The 18,949-nt window shown below is 68.9% G+C and carries 15 protein-coding genes; 5 read left to right on the top strand and 10 right to left on the bottom strand.

Going from position 1 to position 18,949, the window contains the following annotated elements; all coding sequences use genetic code 11:
• Window positions 1–76: 76 nt before the first annotated feature.
• The 3 genes from ACWC2T_RS21840 (at window position 77) to ACWC2T_RS21830 (ending at window position 5,018) form a co-directional block, all read left to right on the top strand.
• A complete protein-coding gene (locus ACWC2T_RS21840; protein ID WP_450672000.1) occupies window positions 77–1,366 on the top strand; it encodes an HRDC domain-containing protein in 1,290 nt (429 codons plus the stop codon).
• A gap of 308 nt (window positions 1,367–1,674) precedes the next feature.
• Complete coding sequence (locus tag ACWC2T_RS21835) at window positions 1,675–2,892, top strand: thiolase family protein (RefSeq protein ID WP_351211099.1); 1,218 nt, start codon at window positions 1,675–1,677, stop codon at window positions 2,890–2,892.
• Complete coding sequence (locus ACWC2T_RS21830) at window positions 2,889–5,018, top strand: 3-hydroxyacyl-CoA dehydrogenase NAD-binding domain-containing protein (RefSeq protein ID WP_450671999.1); 2,130 nt, start codon at window positions 2,889–2,891, stop codon at window positions 5,016–5,018. Before ACWC2T_RS21835 ends, ACWC2T_RS21830 begins: the two co-directional genes overlap by 4 nt.
• A gap of 61 nt (window positions 5,019–5,079) precedes the next feature.
• Here the strand turns inward: ACWC2T_RS21830 and ACWC2T_RS21825 are convergent, their stop codons facing one another.
• Window positions 5,080–5,202, bottom strand: coding sequence for a hypothetical protein (locus ACWC2T_RS21825; RefSeq protein ID WP_450671998.1), 123 nt, complete (start codon window positions 5,200–5,202; stop codon window positions 5,080–5,082).
• A 20-nt stretch (window positions 5,203–5,222) separates the two neighbouring features.
• Here ACWC2T_RS21825 and ACWC2T_RS21820 point away from each other — a divergent pair, with 20 nt between their 5' ends.
• Complete coding sequence (locus ACWC2T_RS21820) at window positions 5,223–6,206, top strand: hypothetical protein (RefSeq protein WP_450671997.1); 984 nt, start codon at window positions 5,223–5,225, stop codon at window positions 6,204–6,206.
• A gap of 39 nt (window positions 6,207–6,245) precedes the next feature.
• Window positions 6,246–6,653, top strand: a complete 408-nt coding sequence (locus tag ACWC2T_RS21815) for an NTP pyrophosphohydrolase (protein ID WP_450671996.1) — start codon at window positions 6,246–6,248, stop codon at window positions 6,651–6,653.
• A 60-nt stretch (window positions 6,654–6,713) separates the two neighbouring features.
• Here the strand turns inward: ACWC2T_RS21815 and ACWC2T_RS21810 are convergent, their stop codons facing one another.
• The 9 genes from ACWC2T_RS21810 to ngcE form a co-directional block, all read right to left on the bottom strand.
• A complete protein-coding gene (locus ACWC2T_RS21810; protein WP_450672005.1) occupies window positions 6,714–8,237 on the bottom strand; it encodes an amino acid permease in 1,524 nt (507 codons plus the stop codon).
• Window positions 8,238–8,389: 152 nt separating this feature from the next.
• Window positions 8,390–10,318 (bottom strand): 1-deoxy-D-xylulose-5-phosphate synthase, encoded by a 1,929-nt coding sequence (gene dxs / locus ACWC2T_RS21805; protein ID WP_450672004.1) that lies wholly within the window; start codon window positions 10,316–10,318, stop codon window positions 8,390–8,392.
• Between the two features lie 133 nt (window positions 10,319–10,451).
• The gene (locus ACWC2T_RS21800; RefSeq protein WP_450671995.1) at window positions 10,452–11,744 is read right to left on the bottom strand and encodes a sugar ABC transporter permease; all 1,293 of its coding nucleotides are present in this window, start codon (window positions 11,742–11,744) and stop codon (window positions 10,452–10,454) included.
• Entirely contained in the window at window positions 11,741–12,532 is a 792-nt protein-coding gene (locus ACWC2T_RS21795; RefSeq protein ID WP_351211087.1) for an ATP-binding cassette domain-containing protein, read from the bottom strand. The genes ACWC2T_RS21800 and ACWC2T_RS21795 overlap by 4 nt, the downstream gene beginning before the upstream one ends.
• A 180-nt stretch (window positions 12,533–12,712) precedes the next feature.
• The gene (locus tag ACWC2T_RS21790) at window positions 12,713–13,813 is read right to left on the bottom strand and encodes a substrate-binding domain-containing protein (protein ID WP_450672003.1); all 1,101 of its coding nucleotides are present in this window, start codon (window positions 13,811–13,813) and stop codon (window positions 12,713–12,715) included.
• A 133-nt stretch (window positions 13,814–13,946) separates the two neighbouring features.
• Entirely contained in the window at window positions 13,947–15,146 is a 1,200-nt protein-coding gene (locus ACWC2T_RS21785) for an ROK family transcriptional regulator (RefSeq protein WP_450671994.1), read from the bottom strand.
• Window positions 15,147–15,333: 187 nt separating this feature from the next.
• The gene (locus ACWC2T_RS21780) at window positions 15,334–16,254 is read right to left on the bottom strand and encodes a carbohydrate ABC transporter permease (RefSeq protein WP_450671993.1); all 921 of its coding nucleotides are present in this window, start codon (window positions 16,252–16,254) and stop codon (window positions 15,334–15,336) included.
• 15 nt (window positions 16,255–16,269) lie between these two features.
• Window positions 16,270–17,205, bottom strand: coding sequence for a carbohydrate ABC transporter permease (locus tag ACWC2T_RS21775; RefSeq protein WP_450671992.1), 936 nt, complete (start codon window positions 17,203–17,205; stop codon window positions 16,270–16,272).
• Between the two features lie 70 nt (window positions 17,206–17,275).
• A complete protein-coding gene (gene ngcE / locus ACWC2T_RS21770) occupies window positions 17,276–18,718 on the bottom strand; it encodes an N-acetylglucosamine/diacetylchitobiose ABC transporter substrate-binding protein (RefSeq protein WP_450671991.1) in 1,443 nt (480 codons plus the stop codon).
• Window positions 18,719–18,949 lie beyond the last annotated feature (231 nt).

Genomic DNA, 18,949 nt, shown 5'->3' with positions numbered 1-18,949 from the left:
CGGCGGAGCCGCATATCGATACAGCCTCGCGCCCCTTCGTCGACGGGCGCCGTCGACACACGGATACCCTTGACAGGTGACCGACGCCCAAGACACCACAGCAGACAGCACCCTGCGCACCACCGGAGGCACTCCTCCGGATGACGCCGGATCTTCTGTGCTGGGGGCGCCGACACCACTGCTCGAACCGCGCGAGGGCATTCCTCCCGTCGTCGCCGACGAGGCCGCGCTCGCCGAGGTGGTCGCCGCCTTCGCCGCGGGCTCCGGCCCGGTCGCCGTCGACGCCGAGCGCGCCTCAGGCTACCGCTACGGCCAGCGCGCCTACCTGGTGCAGCTGCGCCGCGAGGGGGCCGGTACCGCACTGATCGACCCCGTGGCCTGCCCCGACCTGTCCCGGCTCGGCGCGGCCCTGTCCGGCGTCGAGTGGGTGCTGCACGCCGCCACCCAGGACCTGCCCTGTCTGCGCGACATAGGCATGGTCCCGGCCCGGCTCTTCGACACCGAGCTGGCCGGCCGGCTCGCCGGCTTTCCCCGGGTCGGCCTCGGCGCCATGGTCGAGAACGTGCTCGGCTTCGTCCTGGAGAAGGGCCACTCCGCCGTCGACTGGTCGACCCGGCCGCTGCCCGAGCCCTGGCTCCGGTACGCCGCGCTCGACGTGGAACTCCTCGTCGACCTGCGCGACGCCCTGGAGAAGGAGCTGGACCGGCAGGGCAAGCTGGAGTGGGCCCTGCAGGAGTTCGACGCGATCGCGGCCGCGCCGCCGGCCGAGCCGCGCAAGGACCCCTGGCGCCGCACCTCCGGGATGCACAAGGTGCGCAGGCGCCGGCAGCTCGGTGTCGTACGGGAGCTGTGGGAGACGCGGGACCGGATCGCACAGCGGCGGGACGTCTCGCCGGGCAAGGTGCTCAGTGACGCCGCCATCGTGGAGGCGGCGCTCGCGCTTCCGGCCAACGTCCACGTGCTCGCGGGGCTGAACGGGTTCGGGCACCGGATGGGGCGGCGGCAGCTGGAGCAGTGGCAGGCGGCGGTCGACCGGGCCAAGGCCCTGCCGGACGCCGCGCTGCCTCAGCCGGGCCAGCCGGTGACGGGGCCTCCGCCGCCGCGAGCCTGGGCCGACAAGGATCCCGCCGCCGCGGCACGGCTCTCCGCCGCCCGGGCGGGGGTGACCTCCGTCGCCGAGCGGCTCAGCATGCCGCAGGAGAACCTGATCTCCCCCGACACGGTCCGGCGGATCTGCTGGGAGCCGCCGAAGGTGGTGGACGCCGACTCCGTGGGGGCCGCGCTCGCCGGGTACGGCGCGCGTCCCTGGCAGGTCGGGCTAGTGACGCCGGTGCTCGTCGCCGCGCTGAGCACGCGGGGCGCCTAGGCTCTGTCGTCAAATTCCCGCCTGCCCTGCGACGCCATGCACGCACTCTCGCCGCACCGGGCCGCCGCGGCACGTGCCGGGAAGACGTGCGGAAGCGGAACGGCGGCGTCGAGATCACGCCAAGATCCTGGGACGGCACGTACCGGAAAGAGACGGAGAGAGCAGGAGCGTGTGAGCGCCTGGGGATGTGACGTTCGCCGCTCCCCCGAACAGGACTGGGCAGTTACGTTACTCGTAAGTAGCATGAGTCCTGAGCGCGCGCTCAGCGCAGCGCGGCAGTGCCATCCCGCATCTGGAGGAGAGCCATCGTGCCTCGTACCGTCAGGGACGTCGTCTTCGTCGACGGCGTCCGCACCCCGTTCGGCAAGGCGGGCCCGAAGGGCATCTACCACGAGACCCGCGCCGACGACCTTGTCGTGAAGGCGATCCGGGAGCTGCTGCGCCGCAACCCCGGTCTGGACCCCAAGAAGATCGACGAGGTCGCCATCGCCGCGACCACGCAGATCGGTGACCAGGGCCTGACCCTGGGCCGTACGGCCGGCATCCTCGCGGGCCTGCCGCAGTCCGTCCCCGGCTACTCCATCGACCGCATGTGCGCCGGCGCCCTGACCGCCGTGACGACCACCGCCGGTTCGATCGCCTTCGGCGCCTACGACGCCGTCATCGCCGGTGGTGTCGAGCACATGGGCCGGCACCCGATGGGCGAGGGCGTGGACCCGAACCCGCGGTTCGTCAGCGAGAAGCTGGTCGACGAGTCCGCCCTGTTCATGGGCATGACCGCGGAGAACCTGCACGACCGCTACCCGCACATCACCAAGCTGCGCGCCGACGAGTACGCGGTGCGCTCGCAGGAGAAGGCCGCCAAGGCGTACGCCAACGGCAAGATCCAGCAGGACCTGGTGCCGATCTCGGTGCGCCGCACCAACGCGGAGGCCGGCGAGACCGGCTGGGGCCTGGTCACCGCCGACGAGCCGATGCGGCCGGGCACGACCCTGGAGAACCTGCAGGGCCTGAAGACGCCGTTCCGCGTGCACGGCCGGGTCACCGCCGGCAACGCGGCCGGTCTGAACGACGGCGCCACCGCCTCGATCATCGCCTCCGAGGACTTCGCCCGCGAGAACGGCCTGCCGGTCAAGATGCGGCTCGTGTCCTACGCCTTCGCGGGCGTGGAGCCGGAGGTCATGGGCTACGGCCCGATCCCGGCCACGGAGAAGGCTCTCGCCAAGGCGGGCCTGTCCATCTCCGACATCGGTCTGTTCGAGATCAACGAGGCCTTCGCCGTCCAGGTGCTGGCCCTCCTCGACCACTACGGCATCGCCGACGACGACGCGCGCGTCAACCAGTACGGCGGCGCCATCGCCTTCGGCCACCCGCTGGCCTCCTCCGGCGTCCGTCTGATGACACAGCTGGCCCGCCAGTTCGAGGAGCAGCCGCACGTCCGCTACGGCCTGACCACCATGTGCGTCGGCTTCGGCATGGGCGCGACGGTCATCTGGGAGAACCCGCACTTCGAGGGGGACAAGTGAGCACCACCGCCGAGCTTCTGAAGCAGGCCGCGCAGCAGTTCCCCGACGAGGTCGTCACCAGCGCGCACGTACGCCACTTCGACCTGCCGTTCGGCGCCGGCCGCTTCGCGCTGATCACGCTGGACAACGGCTTCGACCACACCAAGCCGACCACCTTCGGCCCCGGCTCGCTGGCGAACCTGAACACCGCCATCGACCAGGTCGAGAAGGAGGCGGCGGACGGCGAGATCGTCGGCGTCGGCATCACCGGCAAGCCGTTCATCTTCGCCGTCGGCGCCGACCTCAAGGGCGTCGAGGTCCTCAAGGAGCACGAGCACGCGCTCGCCATCGGCAAGGGCGGCCACGACGTCTTCAAGCGTCTGGCGAACCTGGCCGCGCCGACCTTCGCCTACTACAACGGCGCGGCCATGGGCGGCGGTGTCGAGGTCGGCCTGCACTGCACCTACCGCACGGTGTCCAAGGCCGTTCCCGCGTTCTCGCTCCCCGAGGTCTTCCTCGGCCTGGTCCCCGGCTGGGGCGGCTGCACCCTGCTGCCGAACCTGATCGGCGCCGACAAGGCCGTCTCGGTCATCATCGAGAACTCGCTGAACCAGAACAAGCAGCTCAAGGGCAAGCAGGTCTTCGAGCTCGGGATCGCCGACGCGATCTTCGAGGGCGCGGACTTCCTGGAGCAGTCGCTGCTGTGGACCGCGCAGGTCCTCAAGGGCGACATCCAGGTCGAGCGCCCGGTGATCGACCGCGGCGAGGCCTGGGACCAGGCCGTCGAGCGGGGCCGGTTCATCGCGGACTCCAAGGTGCACGGCGCGGCCCCGGCCGCCTACCGCGCCCTCGACATCATCGCCGCCGCCAAGAACGGCGACCTGCAGCAGGGTTACGACGCCGAGGACCAGGCCCTCGCGGACCTGATCATGAGCGGTGAACTGCGCGCCGGTCTCTACGCGTTCAACCTCGTCCAGAAGCGCGGCAAGCGTCCCGCCGGCGCCCCGGACAAGAACCTGGCGCGTCCGGTCACCAAGGTCGGCGTGGTCGGCGCGGGCCTGATGGCCTCGCAGCTCGCCCTCCTCTTCCTGCGCCGCCTGGAGGTGCCGGTCGTGCTGACCGACATCGACCAGGAGCGCGTCGACAAGGGTGTGGGCTACGTCCACGCCGAGATCGACAAGCTGCTCGGCAAGGGCCGGATCAACCAGGACAAGGCCAACCGCCTCAAGGCGCTGGTCACCGGTGTGCTGGACAAGGCTGAGGGCTTCGCGGACGCGGACTTCGTCATCGAGGCCGTGTTCGAGGAGATCGGCGTCAAGCAGCAGGTCTTCGCGGAGGTCGAGGCGGTCGCCCCGGCGCACGCGATCCTGGCGACCAACACCTCCTCCCTCTCGGTGACGGAGATGGCGTCGAAGCTCAAGCACCCCGAGCGGGTCGTCGGCTTCCACTTCTTCAACCCGGTCGCGGTGCTGCCGCTGCTGGAGATCGTCCGCGGTGAGAAGACCGACGACGCGTCGCTCGCCACCGCGTTCGCCGTCGCCAAGAAGCTGAAGAAGACCGCGGTTCTGGTCAAGGACGCCCCGGCGTTCGTCGTGAACCGCATCCTGACCCGCTTCATGGGCGAGATCCAGAACGTCATCGACGAGGGCACCCCGGTCGAGGTCGCCGAGAAGGCCGTCGAGCCGCTCGGTCTGCCGATGTCCCCGCTGGTGCTGCTGGAGCTGGTCGGTCCCGCGATCGGCCTGCACGTCTCGGAGACCCTCAACCGGGCCTTCCCGGACCGCTTCACGGTCTCCCCGAACCTCAAGGCGGTCGTGGAGGCGGGCAAGCGCGGCTTCTACGTCTACGACAGCGGCAAGCCGGAGCTGGACCCGGAGGTCGCCGCGCTGCTCAAGCAGGGCGACACCGTGCTGACCGAGGAGCAGGTCCGCGCCCGTGTCCTGGACGCGGTCGCGCAGGAGATCGGCCTGATGCTCGACGAGGGCGTCGTGGCCGAGGCCCAGGACATCGACCTCTGCCTCATCACCGGTGCCGGCTGGCCCTTCCACCTGGGCGGCATCACGCCGTACCTGGACCGCGAGGGCGTCTCGGAGCGCGTGAACGGCAGGAAGTTCCTGGCGCAGGGCGTGGCGAGCGTCCCCGCGTAAGGCACCGCGTACGGTCCTGCGATGCCCGGTACACCGACTGGTGTGCCGGGCATCGGCGTCGTCAGGCCTCGGCCGGGCGGCCGTCCTCGACGTGGACGACGCGCAGTTCGGTGCCGTCCCGGTCACGCCGGGAGCAGAGGTCCCCCGTGGGCCGTTCGAGCACCACGCTACGGCGTCCGGTCACCGGGATATCGTGATACGACCATGAGAGCCCATTGCTCACGTTTCATCACGATTGCAACGCTGCTGCTGGTCGCCGCCGGTCTCGCGGCCGGTCTCACCGTCCTGCTGCGCGCCCCGGGCGGCACCGCCGACGACGCCCGCCGGCCCGCCCCGGAAGGGAGCGGGCAGTTCGACCTGGCGCGCGAGGTGGCGGACTACACGAGCCGGTTCGCCCCCGGCCGGGGTTATCTGCCGCCCGGCCAGGCCGACCGCGAGGACATCGCCGCGGCCATCGGCCTGCTGCTCGACGGTCACCGCACACAAGCGGAACAGCGTCTCGCGCAGCGGGACTTCACCCTGCGCACGGTCTTCGACCGGCCCTCCGGCCACCGCTATGCCGAGGTGTCCGACCGCACCGACGCCACGGCGACCCCGCGCGGCTGGGGCCGGGTCTACCTCGATCTGGACCACCGCCCGAGCTGGTCGGTGCAGGTCCCGCATCCCGGCTTCGACCTCGGCACCGAGCAGCTGGGCGTGCGGGTGCTGCGTGGCTCACCCGACGGGATCCTCGTGATCGCAGGAGCACATCGCAAAGCAGGAGTAGGCAATTCCGCGGACGTGGCGCATCGCCGGGACACCGTTTTCCACGCCATCTGCGCCGAACTGGCCCGCCGTGGGATGCCCGGGATCCAGTTGCACGGCTTCGCCGCCTCCGCCGTGCCCGGCTACGACGTGGTCGCCTCCACCGGCGCCGGGTCGGCGGGCCGGAAGGACGGCCTGGAACTGTCCGACGCCTTGCGCGGTCACGGCTTCCGGGTGTGCCGGGCCTGGGCGCGGTCCTGTCCGCTGGAGGGCCTCACGAACGTGCAGGGCCAGGTGGCCGACGCCGACCATGTGCCGTTCCTGCACGTCGAGTTCTCCCCCGAGGTGCGCGCGGGCGGGCGGCCCGCCGAGCGCGCGGCCGCCGCGATCGCCGCGGTCACGAGCCGCTGGGCCGGGACACCCCTGACACCCGTGACACACTGACTCTGCTACGCAGGCGACACACCAGAGCTGTTACGGAACATGACGGACACCAAGGGCGGGACGGACGTGACGGACGAGCCCCTCCCCCTGATCGTCGTCGACGGCGCGAACGTCGTCGGGTCGGTGCCCGACGGCTGGTGGCGCGACCGCCGCGGCGCGGCCGAGCGCCTGCGTGACCGGCTGGCGCCCCTGGCCCGGTCCGGCGTGGCCGGCCTGCCCGGTCCGCTGGAGCTGGTCCTGGTGGTGGAGGGCGCGGCCCGGGGTGTGGAGTCGGTGCCCGGGGTACGGGTCGAGGACGCGCCCGGCAGCGGCGACGACCGCATCGTGGACCTCGCGGCGGCGGCTGGCGACCGCCCGTGCCTGGTCGTCACGGCCGACCGCGAACTGCGGCGCCGGGTCCGGGAACACGGCGCACAGGTCACCGGCCCCCGCACGGTACTGGGCTGACCCCGCCGTGCCCGCCTCCGCGTACCGGGTGGGCGAGCAGGCGGGGCGGGGCGGAGACGGTCACGGGGTGTTCCCGGCGGACGGCCGTTGGGTCTCTCCGGTGGCGGTCTGCCCGCCCGGGGCCAGCCGGCTGTGGGTGCGGCCGTAGAGGAAGTAGACGGCGAAACCGATCACCATCCAGATGGCGAACCGCAGCCAGGTCTCGGCCGGCAGGTTGAGCATCAGCCACAGCGAGGCGCACACCGACAGGATCGGGATGACCGGGACCCATGGGGTGCGGAAGGCGCGCGGCAGGTCCGGGCGGGTCCGGCGCAGGATGACCACGCTGATCGCGACGACGACGAACGCGAAGAGCGTGCCGATGTTCACCAGTTCGGCCAGCTCGCTCAGGCTGGTGAAACCGGCGACGATCGCGATGATCACGCCGAGCAGGATGGTCGGCCGGTGCGGGGTGCGGAAACGCGGGTGAACACGGGAGAAGAAGCGCGGCAGCAGTCCGTCGCGGCTCATCGCGAAGAACACCCGGGTCTGGCCGAGCAGCAGGATCATGCACACGGTGGTCAGGCCGACGGCAGCGCCGAAGCTGATCACACCCGCGAACCAGGGGTGCCCGATGGCCTTGAAGGCGTCGGCGAGCGGGGCCTCCACGGACAGCCTGGAGTACTTCTCCATGCCGGTGACGACGATGGAGACGGCCACGTACAGCAGGGTGCAGATGAACAGGGAGCCGAGGATGCCGCGCGGCATGTCCCGCTGCGGGTTGCGGGTCTCCTCGGCGGCCGTCGCGACGATGTCGAAGCCGATGAACGCGAAGAACACCACCGAGGCGGCCGTGAAGATGCCCATCACACCGAAGTTGGCGGGCGCCCAGCCGAAGATCAGCTGGATCAGCGGGGCTTTCAGGTCGCCACCGGCCGGCACCGGCTGAGGGTGCGGAATGAACGGAGAGTAGTTGCCGGTCTTGACGAAGAAGGCACCGGCGACGATCACGATGAGAACGACGACCACCTTGATGGCGACGACGAGCGAGGTGATCCGGGCCGACAGTTTCATGCCGAGGACGAGGATGCCGGTGAGCACCAGCACCAGGGCGGCGGCGAGGATGTCGAAGCCGAAGCCGGAGGCCGTGTCCCGGCTGGCCAGATAGTCGGGCAGGTGCCAGCCGACGTTGTCCAGCAGCGAGCGGATGTACCCGGACCAGCCGACGGCCACCACCGCCGTGCCGAGCGCGAACTCCAGGACCAGGTCCCAGCCGATGATCCAGGCGGGCAGCTCGCCCAGCGAGGAGTAGCTGAACGTGTACGCCGAGCCCGCCACGGGGACCGTGGACGCGAACTCGGCGTAGCAGAGGGCGGCGAGCGCGCAGACCACGCCGGCCACCACGAAGGCCAGGGACACGGCCGGGCCGGCGTTGTTCTTGGCGACCTGTCCGGTGAGGACGAAGATGCCGGTGCCGATGATGACACCGACGCCGAAGACGGTCAGGTCGAGCGCGGAGAGGGACTTCTTGAGCGAATGCTCCGGCTCCTCGGTGTCCTGGATGGACTGCTCGACGTTCTTCGTCCTGAACAGCGCGCTGCTCACGTCCTGCCTCCCACGCTTGGGGACCTCGCCGTGGCCCGTCATGATCGAGAGGGTCGGGATGCGTATGCCCCGGCACAGGCAGGTTCACGCAGACGGGCCGGTTCCGCCACCGCAGGGAGCGGCGGAACCGGCCCGTGAGGGGCGCGTTCGCGTCAGTCGCGCGCGGGCTCGACCGAGTCCACCTCGTCGGCCGTACGGTCGAACCGGCCGTCCAGTTTGGCGACAAGACCGGTGACCTGGCGGGCGATGTCCGGAGCGGTCAGGCCGATCTCGGCGAGGACCTCGGCGCGGGAGGCGTGGTCGAGGAAGCGCGGCGGGATGCCGAAGTCGCGCAGCGGCACGTCCACGCCGGCGTCGCGCAGGGCCTGGGCGACCGCGGAGCCGACACCACCGACCCGGCTGTTGTCCTCCACGGTGACGACGACCCGGTGCCGCTCGGCGAGCGGGGCCATGGCCTCGTCGACGGGCTTGACCCAGCGCGGGTCGACCACCGTGGTGGAGATGCCCTGCTTGTCGAGCAGGCCGGCGATCTCCAGGCACATCGGGGCGAGGGCGCCCACGGAGACGAGCAGCACGTCCGGCCGGTCGGTGCCGGGCTCGCGCAGCACGTCCATGCCGCCGATGCGGCCCACGGCGGGTACGGCGGGGCCGACTGCGCCCTTGGAGAAGCGGACGACGGTCGGCGCGTCGTCCACCGCGACGGCCTCCCGCAGCTGGGCCCGCACCTGCTCGGCGTCCCGCGGGGCCGCCAGCCTGAGGCCCGGCACCACCTGCAGGATCGACATGTCCCACATGCCGTTGTGCGAGGCGCCGTCCGTTCCGGTGACGCCGGCCCGGTCGAGCACGAACGTCACCCCGCACCGGTGCAGGGCCACGTCCATGAGGACCTGGTCGAAGGCGCGGTTGAGGAAGGTGGCGTAGACGGCGAAGACGGGGTGCACCCCGGCGTACGCGAGGCCCGCGGCGGAGACGGCGCCGTGCTGCTCCGCGATCCCGACGTCGTACACCCGCTCGGGGAACCGCTTGGCGAACTTCTCCAGGCCGACCGGCTGGAGCATGGCCGCGGTGATGGCGACGATGTCCTCGCGCTCCTCGCCCAGCCTGACCATCTCGTCCCCGAAGACGGAGGTCCAGTCGGCGCCGGAGGAGGCGATCGGCAGGCCGGTGTCCGGGTGGATCTTGCCGACGGCGTGGAAGCGGTCCGCCTCGTCCTGCAGGGCGGGCTGGTAGCCGCGGCCCTTCTCGGTGAGGCAGTGCACGATGACCGGGCCGCCGAACCGCTTGGCCCGGGCCAGGGCGGACTCCAGCGCCTCGATGTCGTGGCCGTCGATCGGGCCGACGTACTTCAGGCCCAGGTCCTCGAACATGCCCTGCGGGGCGATGAAGTCCTTGAACCCCTTCTTCGCCCCGTGCAGGGTCTCGTACAGCGGCCTTCCGACGACCGGGGTGCGCTCCAGGAGTTCCTTCGTCCGGGCGAGGAAGCGCTCGTAGCCGTCCGTGGTGCGCAGGGTCGCGAGGTGGTTGGCGAGGCCGCCGATGGTCGGGGCGTACGACCGCTCGTTGTCGTTGACGACGATGACCAGCGGGCGGTCCTTGGCGTCGGCGATGTTGTTCAGCGCCTCCCAGGCCATACCGCCGGTGAGCGCCCCGTCACCGATGACCGCCACGACATGGCTGTCGCGTTTCTTCAGCTCGTTGGCCTTGGCGATGCCGTCGGCCCAGCCGAGGACCGTGGAGGCGTGGCTGTTCTCGATGACGTCGTGCTCGGACTCGGCCTGCGAGGGGTAGCCCGACAGGCCGCCCTTCATCTTCAGCTTGGAGAAGTCCTGCCGGCCGGTGAGCAGCTTGTGCACGTAGGACTGGTGGCCGGTGTCCCACAGCACCTTGTCCTTCGGCGAGTCGAAGACGCGGTGCAGGGCGATGGTCAGCTCCACCACACCGAGGTTGGGGCCGAGGTGGCCGCCGGTCTTGGAGACGGCGTCGACGAGGAAGGTCCGGATCTCCTGTGCCAGCTGGTTCAGCTCCTCCAGGCTGAGCCGGTCCAGATCGCGCGGTCCCCTGATGCGGGTCAGCAGCGGCACCCGTGCCTCCTTGCAGTAGAGCTGATCGAGCTTTCGCCGGGCTCGCCCGAGTCTAATGTTCATGCTTTGCACGACACGACAGCGCCCGGCACGTTTCGGTGCCGGGCGCTGTGCCGTGCCGGAGGATCGGGCGTTACGCCCGACCGGCCGTCTTCTGGGTCTTGCGCGTCACCGCATCGATGACCACGGTCGCCAGCAGGACGCCACCGGTGATCATGTACTGGACCGGGGAGGCGATGCCCTGCAGGGCGAGGCCGTACTGGATCGAGACGATGACCAGCACACCGAGGAGCGCGTTCCAGGTGCGGCCGCGGCCGCCGAAGAGGGACGTACCGCCGATCACGGCCGCCGCGATCGCGTTCATCAGCAGGTCACCGCCACCGGCGCCCTGGTTGGCGGACGCGATCTTGGAGGCGATGAACAGACCGCCGATCGCCGCGAAGGTGCCGGAGATGGCGAACACCGAGATCCGGACCATGTCCACGTTGATACCGGCACGACGGGAGGCCTCGACGCTGCCGCCGAGCGCGAAGACCTTGCGGCCGTACCCGGTGCGGCGCAGCACGAAGTCCGTGACGAACAGCACGGCGATGAAGATCACCACGGCCAGCGGCAGGCCCTTGTACTGGTTGAAGACGACCGCGGCCGCGAAGGCGACGATCCCCAGCAGCACGGTGCGCAGGATGGTCTCGCTCAGCGGGCGGGACGGCACGCCGGCGGCCTCGCGGCGCTTGTTGCCGAAGTAGGAGCTGACGAAGAACAGCACCGTCACCGCGATGGCCAGGCCGTAGGCGGCGGCCACGTCGGAGAAGTAGTAGCTGGTCAGCTTGGCGACCAGGCCGTTGTCGTTCAGGTTGATCGTGCCGTTGTCGCCCAGGATCTTGAGCATGAGGCCGTTCCAGAACAGCAGACCGGCCAGGGTGACCGCGAAGGCGGGTACGCCGATCTTCGCGAAGAAGAAGCCCTGCAGCGCGCCCGCGACCGTTCCGGTGAGGATCGACAGCACCAGGGCCAGGATCTCGTTCATGCCGTGGGTGACGTTGAGCACGGCGAAGGTGGCGCCCGCGACACCGGAGAGCGAACCGACCGACAGGTCGATCTCGCCGAGCAGCAGGACGAACACGATGCCGACGGCGATCATGCCCGTGCCGACCATGGCGACGGAGATGTCGGACAGGTTGCCGGCCGTGAGGAAGTTGGAGTTCAGGCTCTGGAAGATGATCCAGATGATCGCCAGACCGAGGACGACCGGGAGGGAGCCGAGGTCACCGGCCTTCATCTTCCGCTTGAACTCGGTGACGTAGCCCGCGAGGCCCTGCTCGCGCACCAGCAGACGGGGGTCGACCGCGACGTCGGCGCCGCGTGCCGCCTCGGGGTTCTCCACCGCGTGGTCCTCGGGCGGCGTGGAGGTCTTGTCGATGCTCACTTCTTGATCTCCCCATTGGAGCGCGCCGCACGACGGGTCACGGCGTTGTCCGTGGCGCCGGTGATGGCGGAGATGATCTCTTCCTGCGAGGTCGACTTGACCTCGAAGACGCCGTTGTTACGACCCAGGCGCAGCACGGCCACCTTGTCGGCGACGGCCTTCACATCGGCCATGTTGTGGCTGATGAGGATCACGGCGTGACCACGCTCCCGCAGCCGTTCCACCAGGTCGAGGACCTGCGCGGTCTGCTCGACACCGAGGGCGGCGGTGGGCTCGTCGAGGATGACCAGCTTGGGCTCGCCGAGCATGGAGCGGGCGATGGCCACGGTCTGGCGCTGACCGCCGGAGAGCGAGGCGATCGGGATGCGGACGCTCGGGATGCGGATCGACAGCGTGGTGAGCAGCTCGCGGGAGCGGCGCTCCATCTCCACCTCGTCCAGGACACCGCGGCGGCGGATCTCCCGTCCCAGGTAGAGGTTGCCGACCACGTCGATGTTGTCGCACAGCGCGAGGTCCTGGTAGACGGTCGCGATGCCCAGGTTCTGGGCGTCGTGCGGCTTGCTGATCTGGACGGCCTTGCCTTCCCATTCGATGACGCCCTCATCGATGGGGTGAACGCCGGCGATCGTCTTGACCAGCGTGGACTTTCCGGCACCGTTGTCGCCGACCAGGGCGACCACCTCACCGGCGTGGACCTCAAGCTCTACGTCGGTGAGCGCCTGAACGGCACCGAACCGCTTGGAGACCCCGCGCAACGCCAGCACGGGCGTAGCGGACACGTGAACCATCTCCTTCGCCGCCTGACCCGGCGGGAGGTTGTGCAGAAGTTTGGGGGGTGTTCCGTCCGGCGCCCCGCAGGCGAGCTTGCGGGGCTGTCTGATGCGCGGGGCGCCGGCGGAGCTGTGGAGGCCTTTTCCCCAAGAGAATTCAAGAGTGAATTCCCTTGGGTGGAAAGGCGCGTGGGGCTGCTACTTCAGGCCGATCTTGTCGCAGGCCGCCTTGTACTGCGGGGTGCAGATGTCGGCGACCGTGTAGATGCCGTCCTTGATGACGGTGTCCTTGATGTTGTCCTTGGTCAGCGCGGTGACCGGCACCAGGACCGAGGGGACCTGCTTGGTGGTCGGGCTGTCGACCTTGTCCTTGGCGACGGAGTCGAGCGACTTGCCCTGGGCGAGGTCCACGGCCATCTCGGCGGCGGCGGCGGCCTCGGGAGCGTACGGCTTGTAGACGCTCATGTACTGCTCACCGGCGACGATGCGCTGGACACCCGCGAGCTCCGCGTCCTGGCCGGTGACCGGGATGTTGGAGATGCCGGCGGCCTTGAGGGCGGTGATGATACCGCCGGCCATGCCGTCGTTGGCGGAGTAGACGCCGATGATGTTCTGCTTGCCCAGAGCGGAGATGGCGCCCTCCATGTTGGAGTTGGCGTTCTCCGGCTTCCACTCCTTGGTGTCGTACTCCTTGCCGATGTTCACCTTGCCGTTCAGGACCTTGTGGGCGCCCGCCTTGAACTGGGCGGCGTTCGGGTCGGTGACGGAACCGTTCATCATGACGATCTTGCCGGACTTGGCCTTGGAGCCGAGGGCCTGGAGGAGGGCCTTGCCCTGGGTCTCGCCGACGGTCTCGTTGTCGAACGAGGTGTAGGCGCTGATCGGGCCCTGCGCCAGGCGGTCGTAGGCGACGACCGGGATGCCGGCCTGCTTGGCCTTGTCGACCGAGTTCTTGATCGCGGCGGAGTCCACGGCGTCCACGATGAGCACGTCCACCTTGTTGGTGATCATCGTGTCGACCTGCTGGTTCTGCAGCGTCGCGTCCTGCTTGGCGTTGGCGTAGACGATCTGGCCCTTGCCGTTGGTGAGCTCCTTGACCTTCTTCTCGATCAAGGGGCGGTCGAACTTCTCGTAACGGGCGGTCTGGTTCTCCGGCAGGAGCAGACCGACCTTGATGGCGTCGCCCTTCTTGGGGCCGGAGGAGTTGGAGGAGCCACCTCCGGACTGCTTGGCGCTGCCACAGGCAGCGAGCGAGACGGCCATGGCACCAGCAGCAACGGCGAAGGCCGCACGACGCATACGCGTGTTCACTTCAGAAACCTCCCTGACGAGGCCGCGTCGTTGCGGCCGAGGTGGCTGGAAGTCAACTCGGCCACACGTGCGACGTCAAGAAGTAAATCCTTAACGAGATGGCAACGGTGCCATCCGTTCTCTAAGTGAAGGCAGGGGTCGCCAGAGACAGCGACCCTTCCAAAAGCGTCGAATCGCCCATCTCGCTGAGGGCGAGGGCGAGCGCTCCGAGCACCTCGGCGCGGCCGCCAAGTGCCCCCGGGAGAACGGACAGTTGGCGCGCCGCGCTGGGGATGGCATAGCGGCCGACGGACTCCCTGATCGGCCCGAGCACCAGCTCACCGGCCTCGGCGAGATCACCGCCGAGCACCACCCGGCTCGGGTTCAGCAGATTGCAGAGATTGGCCACTCCACTGCCGATGTGGCGGCCGACGTCGGCGATCACCCGACGGCAGCCCGGGTCTCCGTCCCTGGCCAGCCGTACGACGCCTTCCATGGTCAGGTCGGGGCCGTGGCTGGGCTGGAGCAGCGGGAGCACATAGCGCGCGGCCGCGAACGTCTCCAGGCAGCCGCGGTTCCCGCAACGGCAGACCGGGCCGGATTCGTCGAGTGTAATATGACCGATTTCTCCGGCGGTGCCGCCCGGGCCGCGGTAGATCTTCCCGTCGATCACCAGACCGGCGCCGACACCGCTCGCGACCTTGATGTACGCGAGGTCCCGGACGCCCTTCCCGCTGCCCCAGACCAGCTCACCGAGGGCGCCGAGGTTGGCGTCGTTGTCCACGTGCACGGGCACGCCGAGCCGCTCGCGCAGCTCCTCGGCGGGCTTGGTGCCGCCCCAGCCCGGCAGGATCGCGGTGGACCCCAGGGTCCCCGACTCCACGTCGATCGGGCCCGGCACGCCGAGCCCGACGCCGGCCACCTTGGACCGGTTCACGCCCGTGGCCGCGATCAGGCGGCTGACCAGCTCCTCCGCCCGGTCGAAGCCCTGGGCGGCGGAGGCGTCGACATCCAGCGGCTCGGCCTCCTCGGCCAGCACCTGGTGGGCGAGGTTCCCGATCGCGACGCGCAGATGGGTGTGCCCGAAGTCGACGCCGATGACAATCCCCGCGTCCCCGCTGAGAGAGACGCTGCGGGCCCGTCGCCCGCCCGCCGACGTGGGCGTGACCTCGACGGTTCCGCCGTCCTTCAGCTCCCGCACGATGTTGGAGACGGTCGCCGCGGACAGACCGGTCGTCCGCGCGATCTCCGCCTGTGTGAGGGATCCGGCAAGGCGCACGGCCCGTACCACCCGCTCCAGGTTGGCTCGGTGCAGCGACGACTGCGACCCTGGAGTCTCCACGACGACCTCCTGAGCGCGGGGCCGCTTCGGCGAGGCCCCGCGTATGTCCAACTAGTGAACTCTAAGCTGAGCCGTTCGGGGTGTCTTACGTCAAGAGGTTGAACCGTTTCCGGGTGCCCGGACACACGTGTGCACACCGCTCCGGGGGCCGGAACGGTGTGCACACGGACGGATGCGGAGCGTCCCGCTACTTCAGTGTGGCCGAGGTCAGACCCGCCTGCACCTGGCGCTGGAAGGACAGGTAGACGACCAGCATCGGAATCATCGCGATGGTCACACCCGCGAACAGAACCGGCAGGTCGGAGGCGTACCCCTGCTGCTGTTGCAGCTGGATCAGCCCCTGGGTGAGGACATAGCGCTCGGGGTCGGAGCCGCTCTGCGGCTGCATCAGCACCGTGGGCAGGATGAACTGGTTCCACTGGCCCAGTGTGTTGAAGATCCCCACGCTGATCAGGCCCGGCTTCGCCATCGGCAGCATGACCTGGAAGAACGTCCGGGTGTGCGAGGCGCCGTCCAGGACCGCCGCCTCGAAGACCGCCGTGGGCAGGGTCCGGAAGAAGGCGTGCATGAAGAACACCGTGAACGGCATCGAGTAGGCGATGTAGACCAGGATCAGACCCTGGTAGGTGTTCAGCATGTCCAGCCGCTTGACCATGAAGAACAGCGGGACGAGGGCCAGGAACACCGGGAACATGGCGCCGGCCACGAAGAAGTAGTACAGCAGCCGGTTGCCCCAGAACTGGTACCGGGCCAGTACGTACGCCGCCATCGAGCCGAACAGCATGGTCAGCGGCACGGAGAACACCAGGACGATCACGGTGTTCAGGAAGTAGTCCCCGATGCCCTTGTTCCAGGCCCGCCGGAAGACGTCGAAGGACCACGCGTGCGGCCAGCCGAAGGCGGAGCCGCCGATCTGGGCGTCCGTCTTGAAGGAGCTGAGCACCAGCCACAGCAGCGGCAGCACGATCAGCAGCGCCCACAGGGCGAGGAAGCCGTGCGAGAAGACGTTCAGTACGACGCCCTCGCCGCGCCGGTCGCCGGGCCGGACGGGCGCCTTGGCCACGGGCCCCTCGGCCGGGGCGGGGGCGGTCTCCTTGAGTGCAGTCATCGTCGTTACTCCCGCTCAGAACTCGATGCGCTCGCGGCGGGTGGCGCGCAGCGTGACCACGGACAGGATCAGGGTGAGCAGCAGCATGACCACGCCCATCGCACAGGCGTAGCCGCTCTTGCCGTAGTAGAGGAAGTTGCGCATCATCACCGTGGCCATCACATCGCTGTGGTGGTCGGGGCCGCCGCCGTACGCGCCCATGCTCTGGGTCATGGAGGACACCAGTACGAACATGTCCATGGCGACGATGCCGAGGTAGACCCAGGCGGTCTGCACGGTGTCCCACAGCAGCGGCAGGGTGATGCGGAAGAAGGACTGGTTGCGGCTCGCGCCGTCGATCAGGGCGGCCTCGTAGATGTCCCTCGGGATGGACTGCATGGCGGCCGAGAACAGCACCAGATAGAAGCCCACGCCCTGCCAGATCACGGCCACCATCAGCGCCCACAGGACCAGGCTCGGCTCGTTCAGCCATTCCACCGGGTTGCCGGCGTCCACCAGGCCGATCTTGATCAGCGCGCCGTTGAGCAGACCGCCGCCGTCACTGCGGTACACCGCGTTGAACAGCACGGCGAGAATCGCCAGCGACAGCACCTGCGGGAAGAAGTACACGATCTTGTAGAACTTCGACCCCGCGACGCCCTGCACCCCGCCGGCCCTGCTGCGTCCGCCCGCGTTCAGCATGAAGGCGAAGAACAGGGCGAGCAGGATCGTGATCACCGGGATGAAGATCAGGAACAGGATGTTGTGCCAGATCGCCTCCATGAAGACGTCGTCCTGGAACAGTGCCTTGTAGTTGTCCAGGCCGACGAACCTGAAGGTCTGTGACTGTCCTGCCCAGTCGGTCAGTGAATAGCCGAACGTCTGGATGTACGGCCAGATCACGAAGATCAGATAAAGCGTCACGGGAACGAGGAGAAACCCCGCGACGAACCGGTACTGCCCTTTGCGCATGGCGTTCCTGCCCCTGAAGTTCTGGGCCGGGAATCGTAACGGTTCCCGGCCCCGAATCCGTCGTTCGAGCTCAGGCGTGGTGGTTCTTCTTGCTGGCCGGGTCCTTCGCCTGCTTGTCGACGGCCGCCTGACACCTCTTCAGCCATTCCTTCGGCTGAATCCGCTTCGCCATGAGCTCATTGGACGCGTTCTGGATCGCCGTGTCCATCTCGCTGTACCAGTCGGGGTACAGGAACCGGAAGGTGTTGGAACCGGCCGCCTTGGAGGCCTCCACCGTGGACTGGGTGCCGGGCCGCAGGGTGACGCTCGAATCGACGCCGTCCTGCAGGATCGTCAGCGAGTTCGCCTCCTTGGCGAACAGCGTCGCCCACTCCTTGGACAGCATCCGCCGCATGAACTCCTTGGCGCCGGGCAGGTTCGCCGCCTTCGCCGGGATGATGAAGGGCTCACCGGAGCCGGCCCGGATCGCCTCGAACGGCATCTTGCTGCCGGGCAGCAGCGGCATCGGCAGGAACTTCATGTCGAAGTCCGTCGGCGTCTGCTTCAGCTGCTCGTTCTCCAGCCAGGAGCCGCAGGTGATGAACGCGGCCTTGTACTGGTTCCACCGGGTCTGCGACTCGGTGTGGGTCAGGCCGTTGGTGCCGGGCATCAACAGGCCCTTCTCGACGACCTCGTAGATCGCCTCGATGCCGGCCTGCGCCGCGTCGGAGCCGACGAACGCCTTCGGGTCGAGGTTGTCGATCGCCTTGACGGCGTCGATCCCGCCCTTCTTGGCGATCATGTCCATGATGGCGACATTGATGTAGTACGGGTACTTGCCCTGGTGGGCCAGGCCCCCGATGCCCTGCTTCTTGGCGTCCTGGCAGATGGCGAGGAAGTCGTCCCAGGTCTTCGGCGGCGTCCAGCCCTTCTGCTTGAAGAGCTTGCCGGAGTACCACAGGCCCCACACCGTGTAGATGTAGTTGAGGGCGACGACCTTGCCCTCCTGGATGCCCGGGTCGAGGGTGCCGGGGATCAGGGTGTCCCGGACCTTCTTGCCCGGGTCGTCGACCGAGGGTGCGTCCAGGACCTCGGAGAGGTCGAGCAGCGAGCCGTTCTTGTACAGGACGTCGACCTTGATCTGCTGGGCACCGGAGTCGTCCACGATGTCCGGCGGGTTGCCGGCGTTGAAGCGCGGCTGCAGCTTGCCGGTGATCTCCTGGGTGCCGGTGTGGGTCGAGGTGATGCCGAGCTTCTTGCTGAAGTCGGCTTCCCACGCCTTGGCGTAGTCGTCGCCGTATCCGCCCTTGAAGACGACGACATCGAGTTTGCTGCCGCTCTTCGCGCCGAAGGGGTTGTCCTTGGTCGCCTTTCCCTTGGTGTTGCCCTCGTCCGAGTTGCCGCCGCCTCCGCCGCTCGCACAGGCGGACAGCAGGCCCATTCCGGGGGCGGCCACAAGGCCGAGTGCGGCCGAGCGTTTGATCAGATCGCGGCGGCCGACACCCTCGCCACCGTGGTGCGCAGTGGATCCCATGTGCTCAAGTCCTCGCTCTCTCCAGGACTCAGGCGGTGAACCGGATCCTCCCCGGCACCGCGGTCGGGTAGTGCAGGGTCGTGCGGGAAACGCCGACAGGTATAGTCCACTTCCCGCCAGCGGAGCAAGATCGAATGCAAGGTTCGCGATGGGTCTTTTCCGAGTTGAGACCTCGCGGAAATATGAGCCCCCTGTGGAGAGCCGGGCGGAAAAACTCGCGACATAAGTGCC

This window comes from Streptomyces sp. NPDC001393 (genome assembly GCF_053597455.1).
Note: the sequence above shows the minus strand (reverse complement) of the source record. Positions and strands in the feature narration are given on the sequence as shown.